Origin of the sequence: Actinomadura sp. NPDC049382 (assembly GCF_040677125.1) — a bacterium.
Taxonomy (GTDB): domain Bacteria; phylum Actinomycetota; class Actinomycetes; order Streptosporangiales; family Streptosporangiaceae; genus Spirillospora; species Spirillospora geliboluensis.
Window position 1 is genome coordinate 21,327 of the sequence record NZ_JBFARO010000087.1, and the last position, 11,627, is coordinate 32,953.

An 11,627-nucleotide genomic window follows, 5' to 3' on the forward strand; every position below is an offset into this window, starting at 1 on the left:
CCCACACCTCACTCTGTCAACTAAAAGCAACAACCGCCAGCTTCATCGGCGGCGTGTCAGAGCTTCTGGCTCGCCGCGGCATCGCCGCCGCGGCATCGCCGCCGCGACCGCCAGCGGAGAGCGTCCGGGCGATGGCGATTCGCCTGCTGCGGTTCGTCATGACGGCACCGGGACGTCCTCGGCTGCCTTCGACGTGGTCAGCGGGCTGCCCGCAACGGTCCGGAGGATGAAAAGCGAGCAAGTCACAGCGAGGACGGTGAGGGCGCCCGCGCCGAGGACGGTGGCCTGGGGGCCAACGGCTTTGACCAGAGGGCCGGCGGTCAGGACAGTCACTGGCATCAGCACATAGCTGGCGATGATGTTCCAACTGTTTACGCGCACCAGCACTTCGGGGGCGAAGGTGTTCTGCAGGGCAGTTGTCCAGAGCACGTAATAGATCGCGGTGCAGGCGCCTGGGATGAGGGTCGCCGCCGCAAGGACAACCCAGGGCGCCTGAACTCCCATGAGGAACATCGGGATCGCCCCGGCGGCCGGCAGGGCCGCTGCGGCCAGGACCAACCGGGACGGCCTCCACCGGGTACCGATGAAGGCGCCTGCGAGTGCGCCCACGTACTCGCAGGCGGTGACGATCCCCCATGCTCGCGCGCCGCCATGACCGTCGTCCATGTAGATCGGACCGGCGATGTCGGTGTAGCAGACCATGGCGATGATCACTGCGGTGTACTGCAGCGTCATGATCCAGACCCAGCGATGGGCCGCGAACTCGCGCAAGCCCGCGCAGAGCTCGCGCAGGAAGTCCGGGTTGTCGGCTCGCCAGTTGGGAGTTCGCAGGCGGCAGAGGGCGAGCGCGCCGACGGCGCACAGAAGGCCGCGGGTGGAGGCGGCCCAGCCGGGGCCGACCACGCTGACGACCATTCCTGATGCCGAGAGGCCGATCAGCAGGCCGATCGAGTCAGTTTGTTTGATGAGAGCGTTGCCTGCGAGTCGGCCGTTTCCTGCGAGGAGGTCTGCGATGATGCCGCGTATTGTCGGCAGAAACATCGCCGTGGCGATGCCTGACAAGGTCGCGAGAGCGCAGAGAAGTGGTAGCGGGGCCTGTCTCGTCCAGAAGCACACCGCGAATGCCAGCCAGGCGACACTGGTGATGATCTCTGCCGCTATCAGCACATGGTGGCGTCGGAAGCGGTCTCCGGCTACGCCGCACAGGACGATCAGCAGGGCGGGGACCGAGTTGCAGGCCAACACGATCGACAGGCCACCTGGCCCGTAGCCGAGGTCCATCACGCCCCAGGCCAGGGCGAGTTGCCCGAAGCCGGCGCCCGCACTGGAGACCAGTCGCGCGATGAACAGCGGCGCGGTCTCGGGGTTCTTGAAGAGGTTCAGGGGCGAGAGGAATTTGAGCACCGTCGCAACCTAGTGTCCGGTGCACTGAGAGTTGCACACCCTTTTTCTTTCCTTGCCGTAACCAGGGGATGCCCTTACTCCGAATGTCTCTGGGCAAGTAGGTGGTCGCGCAAGAATTGTGCGATCTGTTCGTAGGCGCGGAGTTCGTTCTTGCGGCTGGTGAAGCCGTGGCCTTCGTCAGGGAAGACGTCGTAGCGGACGTCGACGCCCCGGTCACGTAGACGCGCGACGAGTTGGTCGGACTCGGCGCGTGGGACGCGCGGGTCCCGGGCTCCTTGCAGGACGAACAGCGGGGCCGTAATGGCGTCGGCGTAGGTGATCGGTGAGCGTTGGGTGAGGTACTCGGCGTCGGTGTCGGGGTCACCGAGGACGGCGGCGACGAAGTGCTTCCAGGTCGGTGGGCATGCTCGCGCCAGGGTGACCAGGTTGGTGGGGCCGCACATGGAGACGCCGGCGGCCCATGGATAGGGAAGGCGCGCCAGGCAGGACAGTGCGGCGAAGCCTCCGTACGAGCCGCCCATGACGGCGATGCGGTCGCCGTCGATGCCAGGGGTGGAGCGCAGGTAGCGGGCGGCGTGATCGAGGTCATCGAGGTCGCAGCCGCCCCAGTTGCGGTAGATGAGCTTTTGGTGGGCGGATCCGTAGCCGGTGGAGCCGGCGATGTTGGGGGCGAAGACCGCGATGCCCTGGTCGAGTAGATGCTGGTAGAGACCTGAACGCAGGTAGGTGGGACGTTCTTGGGCCTCGGGTCCTCCGTGGATGGACAGCAGGACCGGGTGCGGTCCGGGCGTGGGCGGTCGGTAGAGCAGGGCATGGATGCTGCGTCCGGCCGATGCGGGATAGATAACCCATTCGGGCTCGACGGGCTCGACTGCGTGAAGCGCCGGCGGGCGGACATCGGTGAGGTACCGGAAGCCGTTCGCCGCGGCCAGGGCGGCGATCTCGGTGGGACGGGTGGCGGTGTCGAGCAGCATGACGACCGGGTCTGCGCCGGGTGCGAGCGCGAGTGCTCTGGTGACACCGGCCGGGACGTCAGGCAGCGTTTGGACGGTGTCGTCGTGACGGACGTGGAGAAGGGAGCGTCCGTCGACGTTGACCGACCACAGCAGGGTGTCATCGGCGGCCTCGATGACTTCGACGTCCCACTCGTGGGTCGAGATGGGTTCGAGGGACTGGTCGTCCAGGCGGTACTGGGCGGCGGAGATATACTCGCCCCACACGTTCGTACGCAGGTAGAAGCCGGAGGAATCGGCCATCCACGGTCCTGGTTCAAAGAGCCCATCGCCGTGTGCCGCGGTGACGCATTTCGGCTCTGCGGTGGAGTCCTGCAAGTCGATCAGGTAGGCGGCGACCTCGGTGTTGGAGCGGAATCCTGCGGTGAGCAACCATCGCCGGTCCGGGGAGATGCCCGTCGGCTCGAACACCACCCCTGGCGGCGGGGTGATGCGCCGCTCAGAGTCGTCGGCCAAGTCGCGGACGAGGACGTCCTGGACGGTCGCGTCCCGGTCGTTGGCCGCGTAGGCCAGATACCGGCCGCCGGCGTCGAAGGGGGCCGTCGCCAATATCCGCTGGCAGTCGGGGCCGGAACTGATCTCGGTCGGGCTGTCGTCCTCCAGCCCGATCCGATACAGCCGGTACTGCTCGTCGCCCTCGCGGTCGGCGGTGAACACCAGGCTCTTGCCGTCCGGTGCCCAGGCGATCTGCCGGACGGCCTGATCGGCGAGATCGGTGAGCCTGCGCGGCTCACCGCCGGTGACGGAGATGATCCACACATCGAACCGTCCGCCGGCGTTACTGGAGTACGCCACCGTCTTGGCGTCCGGTGACAGGGCGAGCGTGGGCTGGAAACTCTGCCGAGGGACGAAGTCCCGGTAGTCAGGCATGCACGCCTCTCCGATGAGGTCAGGGGGTTAAGGGATCCAGCCGCGCCGTACAGCAGCAGCTCCGGCGGCGAAGTGGTGGTGGTCGAAGCCGAGCTTCTCCCGGATGGCGGCCGAGTGCCGGCGCACCGTGGAGACGCTCACGCCGACTCGCTTGGCGATGCTCGCCTCAGTGAGTCCCTCTGCGAGCATGCTCAAGACCAACTGCTCCCGCGGCTTGAGCGGGCTCTCAGGATTTGCGGCGCCGAAGGGAATCGCGCGCTCCCACAGCAGCTCGAAGTACTCGCGCAGCGCCGCGACGATGACCGACGAGCGGATGAGCAGGGCGCCCGACATTCCGGTGGGCGTGAGCGGAAGCATGGCGATCGCCTCGTCGGCCAGCTTCATCTTCATGCCGATCTTCGGCAGCAAGCGGGCCTCTTCGCCGGCTTCGACGGCGATTTCGATCGTCCTGACGCCGACGGGATGTTCGGCGCAGCTCGTCTCGTACAGGGCCCGGCATCTGACGTGGCCCTCGAAGGACGGAGGGGGCGGAACGGCGGTCAGCTCATCCATCGGCCGCTCGACGGACTGGTTGTCCATCGTCATCCAGTCGTGCCGCGCGGCCGTGATCAGCGAACGCGACACGTTCCCGATCTCCTCACGATCGGTGATGATCCGCACAAGCCGGTCGCTCGACTCGTCCACCATCGGGCTGGCCCAAGGATGCGTCTCGGCCATCCGCCGCTGCCCCGCCAGGAGCCGTTCCTGGTCGGCCACCAGCTTGCGTGTCAGCTCAGCGAGCGTCCCCTGCAGGGCCAGGTCCGGTGGGACGGGCGCGAGCCGCGGCGGCAGCGCCGGCCCGGACGACTGGACGTGCGCCATTCCCGCATCGATCAACGTTTCGACCTGCTCGGCACCGCCCAGCAGATCAGCCGCCTCACCCTGAAGGCACCCGCCCTGCCCCAGCAGCCCGGTATACGCGGCCAGCAGTTCGTCGGGAACGATGCCCTTCAGCAGCCGTACGGCCGCTTCCTTGGCCTCAACGACCATCACCACCTCCGGACACAGAGAGTAGCGACCAGAGGCGTAAGAGTTACATGACCAAGCGGGTGAGTGTTTCGCCTCAATGAGCAGAAGTGATCAGCTCCCGCAGCACTCGCCAAGACCCCTCTACGGAATCGAGCCGACAGCTCCCCCGCCATCCCATCGACAGCCTGCAAAGTTGATCACTTGTGTCCAGCGCGGGTTTTGCTCACCCGCCCCATGCGACGCCTCCCGGTTACATCGGGGCCCAGCCAACAGGCACCGAACCGACCAGGGAGCCGCAATGACGAGCATCTTCATCCCGACCTGCAACAACTGCGACCGGCTGACCACCCGCAGCGCACCCCAGCTCCGCCGCCCGCACATCGCCCCAGCAACGACCGACAACGGTCGCCACATGATCCGGCCAACTCTGCGGGTGATCGCCGCCCGCGCCCGCGCGATCTTCGGCACCTGCGGCCGCGACGCCCCCGCCAGCCGACCGACCCCCTCGCCAGACCAAACGAGCACGCCACCGGATCTCCTAGCCCGCTCGCTCGGACACCCCGATGGGGTCGGCTTCATCGGGCCGGGCGCCGACGCACTCCTGCGCGCCGTCTTCGTCGAGGCCCTCACTATCGACAACGAGGTCGACCAGGTCATCGCGACCAAAACCGACCTGGACCGTCTCTTCACCGGCGTCTTCGACCAGTCGTTGATCAATGCGCACTCTCCACGCCTACGCATTGTGGACAGCCTTGAGGACGCAGTTCAGCACCTCGAAGCCGAAGCCGAGGTGGCCAAAATGATCAGCGCCACCAGCGATCCGACCAAGGAAATCCCGGCCATCGTCTGGTTCACGGCGCCTGGCCCGGACGCTGACGTAGTCCACGCAACGCTCCGCCACTGGGCCGACCCCAGCCTCCTCGCCCTCATATCCGGCCCCTGGCCCTACGGCCCCACCCAGCTGATCGAAGAGACCGGCCCCCGCCCCGTGCCCAGCACCCCACTCCCCCTGCCGTCACCACAGAAAGCGATCGAACGGCTCCCCACCAGACGCCCAACTTGAGATCGGTGGGCACGGTGTCACACAAGCCCTAGACGAGAGCGTCGGCCAGGGTCATCACTCTGGCCGACTCGCACATCGTCGACGACCTACCTCCGGAAGGGCGGGATCGGAAGCAACTGGAGGCGGACAGGAGCAACCCTGCGCCGCTCAGATCTCCTCACCGGCCTGATGAGCGTCCGTGGTCAATGAGCGGAAATCACCAACCACTCGCAGCGAGGCCTGATTCCCCCGCCGCATCGTCGATTCAGCACCATCAGCCGCGGACAGCGGCATCTCACCGCTGAGCAGTTCTCATCACCGCACGTTTCGCTCACGACCCGGAGCGCGTCGGACGGGTTTCATTGTGGCCCGTCAGCAAAGAGACCCGCTCGGAGGACTCCATGCACGCACTGCCCTGCACCAATCCCAGGAGAGCAAGCCACCGACCACAGAGGCACACCGTCAACGGTCTCGCCGCGACCTCAACGAGTTTCCGCCGATCCCTTGACGGTCCACTGGAATGCGCGGAAACCAAGCCAGTGGACAGCTCCCGGCGCGACAACCAGGGGGTCGAGGTCTTCTACCCCACCCCCAAGGACGCGCGGAGCCGCAGGTCCATCGCTCCGGGTGCGGGCGAGCGTCTCCGCGCCGCCCTCAGCGAGGCACTCACCAGCAAGGTCGGCGTGTCCTGGATCCGCACGGCCTCGCCCAAGCACCCCCACAAGGGCGGCACCCTCGCCACACATCTCTGTGATCAAGTCTTTCCAGGTCTTCAGGGCGAGTAAGCCGCTGGTGAGGCAGTCAGCCACCCCAACAGGCCTGCAGCACAGGCATCTGAGGCCAACAGGACTGGACCTGCCGCTCTCTCAGCGGCGCACACCAGTCAGAGCCGAGGCGGTCTGGGCGCAGTGCCCACATTGCGTTGGGCTCGGCTCCCCAAACCGACCCGAGCATCACCGACGTCACCGCAGCCGGCCCTCCGTACGCTCCCGCGTGCCCCGGGCCGGCTCGCGGTACCGTCCGCGCCGTCGAAGATCATCAGCGAACGCCACGAAGCTCTCATATTGCCCTCGATAGCCAGTGCGCCTGCCTGCACAGCCCTCAGGCTGCGGCGCTCTTCGTCTCGATCACGAACCACAGCGGCGTCTCTCTAACGCTATTCGACCGATTCCAACGAGGATCAGTCGCGCTCCTCCGATTGCCTCACATTTTCATCCATCATGGAAATCTCCTTTACGTTGTAGATTCAAAGTCAGCCGCACCCAGCAAGACACCCGCTTCGGATTAAAAGTCCGAAATTGTCGTGTCGGAACGGGTTGCGCAGTGTCATTGTATGCCGAATCGTCCGTGTTCCGCCCGATTTCCCTGCCATTCAATGTCACTGCATGTTGATTCGTTTCAGAACCGCCGAGCCGACAACGAGCCGCCATCGGTTGTTGGCGATCTTGTGGCTTGCTCGGAGGAGGCCTCGCCTGACCTGTACCGGACGGAGTAATCGGCAAGTGCAGGGCTGGTCTCGCTGGCCTGCCGGGACACCGCGCACCTGTCCGTCGGCGACCTGGTCGACATCCTCGCCGAGCGCGTCCGCTCGGCCCGCGATCTTGCCAGCCTGCTGCGCTACCGGCTGCAAGCTCTGCTACGCGACCTGCGCTGACGCCGGAACCTGCGCGTCGACCAGATCGGCGAGCACTGCCTGCAGGCGGGCTCTCTCAAGCCGACAGACCAGGCGGGACGAAAGTTCTCGGCGTGAGTGTAGCGCCCATCTCGCACTGTTACCCGCCAAAGGCGCTAATGCCGAGCGGATCAAGGAAGTCCGGATCTCCGACACCGAACGGTTCGTGATCTGCCACACCCCCGAGGCCGCGATGCATGACAAGCACACCCGCGAGCAACTGGTCGCCCAGCTGTCCGAGCTGATCGACGGCACCGACGCCCTGAGCGAGTACAAGCGCGGCGAACTGCGCGGAAAGATCACCGCCAAGCCCGGCCTGAACCGGTATCTGCGCACCACCCCGACCGGCAAGCTCCGCATCGACACCACCAAGATCAAGGCCGAGGAGAACCTGGACGGCAAGTACCTGCTGCGCTGCAGCGACCCGCACTTGAGCGCCGAGGACATCGCCCTGGGTGACAAGCAGCTCCTGGAGGTCGAGCGAGGCTGGCGCGACATGAGACAGATCATCGATCTGCGAACCCGTCTACCACCGGCTCGAAGAACGCATCCGCGCCCACATCATCCTCTGCTGGCTCGCCCTGCTCCTCATCCGGATCATCAAGACCACTACCGGCACCACCTGGCCGGCCATCCGCCGCGAGCTCAACCGGTTGCACATCGGCACCTTCACCGGGCCCACCGGAACGTTCCGGCAGGTCACCGCCCCCACCAAACCCCAGCGCGACCTGCTGACCCAGCTCCACATCGACCCGCCCAAGGAGATCATCGACCTCCAGCCCACGCCCCGCTGACCAGCGCGAACACCACCGCCTGGAGAAACGCCTCCAGGCGACCACAACCCATGTCCACCCAGGTCAGGACAAAGATTCGCCTCTCCAGCCCGCTGAATTACGTCGAACCCGGGCGTGGACTCGAGCCGCGCGACGTCCGGGTCGAGTTGATGAGGCTGCGGCCGATCATGTCATCTCGCTTCGGCGGGCATTGACGTTCTGCTCGCCGGCATGAGCACGGCGGCGGGTGGCCCGGTCTGGGCCGCCGGTTCTCAGCCCTGCTGCTCCTTGCGGAAACGGGCGAGCTTCCGCTTGGCGGTGCGGCGGACATACCGGTTGTACCGGCGGTCGGCGGCGATTGCCGCGAGCGTTTCGATGCCGCTCGGGACGCCCAACTCGGCGAGCTCTTCGGCCGCGATGATGCGTGAGTGGCTCTGATGGCGCTCTGGAAGATCGGCCAGGGCCTCCAGAATCTCTACGCGGCGGGGGAGCCGCATGGCGGCGATGTCCCGTATCACGGTGATCGGCCATTCGAGGTCATTGGCGGGGTCGCGCGCAAGCTCGGACAGCCGCTCCCAACCGTGCGGGTGTCCCATCTCGGTGAGGCCGTACGCCGCTTCGATGCGGTCGTGACCCGGGGCCGCGGGGTCATCGCACGTCCTGGTCAGGAACTCGATGCCGGCGGCGTTGCCGAGCTCTGCGAGGAAGGACGCGGCGTCGACCCGCCACGAAAGGAACAACTCCGTATCCTCGACGAATTCCTTGAGCAGGCCCACACCCTGTGCGTGGCCGCGCACGGCCAGTGCTCGCGCGGCCTCGACCCAGAAAGGCTCAATTCCGAAGGACCTGGCGGCGATGGCGAGGAGTTGCTGGACACCCCGCGGGTCGTCGAGATCTGCGAGCGCTTGTCCGGCCCGCAGGCGGACCCTCGCATGAAGGTGGGGGTCGTCGAAGTGTGCGCCCAGGGTCTTGATGGCCGTCTTGATGATCTCTTCGTCAAGCGGGATTCCATCGGCGGTGATCCGGGCGATGGCGGTCCCTGCGTTGAGGTCCTTCCTGGCTGCCAGACGGCGCAGGACCCGCTCCAGGTGGGGTCTTTGCTGCGGATCGGCATGCCATGCGGCGATCAGAAAGAGATCGCCTGAGAGCAGATTGCCCTCGCTGAACTCGTAGAAGCCCTGCCGCCTGAATCCGCCGAACAGTTTGCGGAGCTCCGTCCGGCTTGACTCGGGGTCCGCGGAGATGGCCTGGGCGGCCAGGAACTCGGTGAGCGTCTGGTGCATGAACACCACATCGCCGGCGTGTTCGGCGAGCAGGCCGGTACGGCGCAGGCAGGCGCGCAGCAGCTCCTCCCAGGCCAGCATGCGCATGGCGGCGGGACGCAGGTCCCCGATCCAGTTCGCGACGAGGGCGACGGCCGGCCGGTCGTCGGGTTCGGTCCACCGGACCTTCGCCAGGCGGGGCAGGGCCTCGAAGATCCGGCGGGGCAACTCGCGGGCCTCCTCGGAACTGACCCCGTACGGATCGAGCGCCGCGTGCGCCTGGGCGACGATGCCGGACTGGCCGGATGCGTACTGGCGCTCACGGAGCAGGTCGATGAAGTCCCGGTAGAGGCCGTAACGCCCGGACGGCAAGGGCCGTTCGGGAGCGCTGAGGTACAGCTGGCACAGCATGGTCGCCAGCAGCGGGTTGTGAACCAGCGTGGACGGCCGGATCCGGCCGGTCTTCGCGACCAGGTCGTGTGCGGCCCGTTCGGGATCGGGCGCCTCGAAGACCTTGCACCAGCCGAGGGCGAGTTCGTACAACTGCCCGGCGTCGAAGGGGAGCAGCTCGTAGGTGTCCACGCCGCCCTCCGTGCGCCGGAACTCGGCCAGCTCCGCCTCGGGGAGCGGACGGCAGGCGACGACGAACCGGTACGGTCCGGACCGGTTCTCCTGAATACCGGCGATGACGTCCCGGCGCCGCTCGGGGGCGAGGACCTCGTCGAGGCCGTCCACGAGCACAAGCCAGCGCTTACCGGGCATCGGCGGGCGCGCGAAGATGTCCTTCGGCAGGCTCTCCCGTAACCGCCCGCCGAGATCAGCTCGGACCGCCCTGCCGAGTTGGTCCGCCAGCGGCGCGGAGCGGGTGAGATCGGTCGCCGGGACTCTCAGCGGCACGTCGGCGCCGCCTTCCAGGACGTCGCTTCGCCCGGTCCGCCGAAGGGCGAGCCAGTGCTCGGCGATGCCCGAGACACCGCTGTGCAGCAGGCTTGTCTTGCCGGCGCCCGGACCGCCCATCAGTACGACGTCACGGTCACCACCGAAGATCTCGTCCGCGGTGAGCTTTCCCCGCGCCCGCGCGGAAGCGTGCTGGCGCACGTAGACGCGCGAGAGCGGAGGTCTCCGGACGTCGGCCAGAACGCCTGGATAGGGGTGATCGCTCGCTCGGGACGCCGCGGCGGTCAGGTACGCGACCAGCCGCGGCCCGGGGAAGGCCCACCCGCCTGCGGCGAGCTGCTCGTCGGTCAGCGCCGCCAGCCATTCCCCGTGCGATGCCGATGCCGCCTCCGGGCAGCGCGCCAGGATCGCTGTGATGGGGATCAGGTGGGCGCTGCCCGCCTTGTCGGAGGTCGACAGCATCCCGCACACGGCTCCGGTACGGGTGTTGACCACCGGGCTGCCGCTGTAGCCGGGGCCGACCGGAACGCCGTATACCCGTGGCAGTTCGAGAGCCTCATCCGGGCTGCGGCGAGAGTCGCCCTGATAGGTGAAGCTCGCATGCTGCCCCGCCCGGAATTGCCCCGCCGGATGGCCGAACGTCCACAGCAGATCCTGTGTCCGCAGCTGAGCCGAGGTCGTCACCGCGCGGTCGACGCCGTCGGCTGTGAGCAGCGCCAGATCCAGCCCGGTCGCCGTATCCCGGAAGAACCGGCCGGGATCGGTCCGCAGATCCAGGTCGCTTCCCAGTGCCACCAGGCGCCCCCGTACTCGCGCCGGGAGCGCCTCTGGCGTCGCGGCCAGGACATGGGCGCACGTGGCCACCAGCCCGGGTGCGACAAAGAAGCCGGTTCCCACTGCGGCGGGACGACCATCACCCGAGGGCACCGTCAGCATGACGACCGCGCGCCGCAGCAGCGCCTGCCATCCGCCGGTGTCGCCCTCGTCCGAGATCACAGTGTCGGTGCCGGCGTCGGTGTCGTCCACTCCAACGCGACCTTGAACGAGGACTTACCGGAGGCCTTGCCGATCACCGTGACGAGCTTCCCGGACTCGACCAGGAACTCGCAGCCGAACTCGACGGTCACCCGTGAGGCGTCACTCTGCTGCAACCGAGTGCCCATCGCGCGGGCCACGCCCATCAGCCCGTCCAGTGCCTGCTCCAGGGTGGGCGGCCGCCAGCCGATCTCCTCTTCCTCCTGCCCTCCTGAGGCTTCCGATTGCTGCACCGACATGTAGATCAGGGCCCCGTCCACTTGCAACGGCACCAAAGCGGTCTCCTGCTCGATTTCCACCGTCATCACAGGCAATCCCTTCGTCGACCTCAGCGGCATTCCAAGTATGGGGGCCGCCTCCTCAACACGCGGTGCTCTTCAGATGTGATTCGCCACCGGCGACCGTGCGATTTTCGCTGTAATTCCTGATCAAGAATTGACACCTGGCGTCGAAGCGCGTACGCACGACCGGCCGATCCGCCTCCGGCGCCGACGCACGGCCCGATTTCGCCGCCACCGCACACCTGATCAGGTCGGTCTCCACCGGCCAGGCGGCCGGAGCCTGTAACTCGAAGTGTGTAAAGATGATCTTGTTGTGGGTCTGGTTGTCTTTACTGGATGCGGTCTGGGTAGGCGTCGGCGAGTTCGTTGA

At 67.0% G+C, this 11,627-nt stretch carries 8 protein-coding genes; 2 read left to right on the forward strand and 6 right to left on the reverse strand.

All coding sequences use genetic code 11. The features are described 5' to 3' along the window. Window positions 1–156 precede the first annotated feature (156 nt). The 3 genes from AB0K34_RS33595 to AB0K34_RS33605 form a co-directional block, all read right to left on the reverse strand. Entirely contained in the window at window positions 157–1,404 is a 1,248-nt protein-coding gene (locus AB0K34_RS33595) for an MFS transporter (protein WP_364552992.1), read from the reverse strand. Window positions 1,405–1,478: 74 nt separating this feature from the next. Continuing rightward, window positions 1,479–3,287 (reverse strand): S9 family peptidase, encoded by a 1,809-nt coding sequence (locus AB0K34_RS33600; RefSeq protein ID WP_364552994.1) that lies wholly within the window; start codon window positions 3,285–3,287, stop codon window positions 1,479–1,481. 27 nt (window positions 3,288–3,314) lie between these two features. Beyond that, window positions 3,315–4,316, reverse strand: a complete 1,002-nt coding sequence (locus AB0K34_RS33605; RefSeq protein ID WP_364552995.1) for a helix-turn-helix transcriptional regulator — start codon at window positions 4,314–4,316, stop codon at window positions 3,315–3,317. 277 nt (window positions 4,317–4,593) lie between these two features. Between AB0K34_RS33605 and AB0K34_RS33610 the strand changes: the two genes are divergently transcribed. Both AB0K34_RS33610 and AB0K34_RS33615 read left to right on the forward strand, forming a co-directional pair. Then, window positions 4,594–5,358, forward strand: coding sequence for a hypothetical protein (locus AB0K34_RS33610; protein WP_364552997.1), 765 nt, complete (start codon window positions 4,594–4,596; stop codon window positions 5,356–5,358). Between the two features lie 1,817 nt (window positions 5,359–7,175). Beyond that, window positions 7,176–7,997, forward strand: a complete 822-nt coding sequence (locus AB0K34_RS33615; protein WP_205719304.1) for a hypothetical protein — start codon at window positions 7,176–7,178, stop codon at window positions 7,995–7,997. Window positions 7,998–8,054: 57 nt separating this feature from the next. Here the strand turns inward: AB0K34_RS33615 and AB0K34_RS33620 are convergent, their stop codons facing one another. The 3 genes from AB0K34_RS33620 to AB0K34_RS33630 all read right to left on the reverse strand — a co-directional run. Then, on the reverse strand, window positions 8,055–10,967 hold the full coding sequence (locus AB0K34_RS33620; protein ID WP_364552998.1) for a trypsin-like peptidase domain-containing protein: 2,913 nt from the start codon (window positions 10,965–10,967) through the stop codon (window positions 8,055–8,057). Then, complete coding sequence (locus AB0K34_RS33625) at window positions 10,934–11,281, reverse strand: CU044_2847 family protein (protein ID WP_138637403.1); 348 nt, start codon at window positions 11,279–11,281, stop codon at window positions 10,934–10,936. Before AB0K34_RS33625 ends, AB0K34_RS33620 begins: the two co-directional genes overlap by 34 nt. 55 nt (window positions 11,282–11,336) lie before the next feature. Next, window positions 11,337–11,627, reverse strand: a 291-nt coding sequence (locus AB0K34_RS33630; protein WP_179271930.1) for a hypothetical protein, incomplete at its 5' end; no start/stop codon positions are given.

Excerpts from the sequence above, each read along its gene's own strand:
- AB0K34_RS33600 (WP_364552994.1), bottom strand. The coding sequence starts at position 3,287 with ATGCCTGACTACCGGGACTTCGTCCCTCGGCAGAGTTTCCAGCCCACG.
- AB0K34_RS33605 (WP_364552995.1), bottom strand. The coding sequence starts at position 4,316 with ATGGTCGTTGAGGCCAAGGAAGCGGCCGTACGGCTGCTGAAGGGCATC.
- AB0K34_RS33610 (WP_364552997.1), top strand. The coding sequence starts at position 4,594 with ATGACGAGCATCTTCATCCCGACCTGCAACAACTGCGACCGGCTGACC.
- AB0K34_RS33625 (WP_138637403.1), bottom strand. The coding sequence starts at position 11,281 with ATGACGGTGGAAATCGAGCAGGAGACCGCTTTGGTGCCGTTGCAAGTG.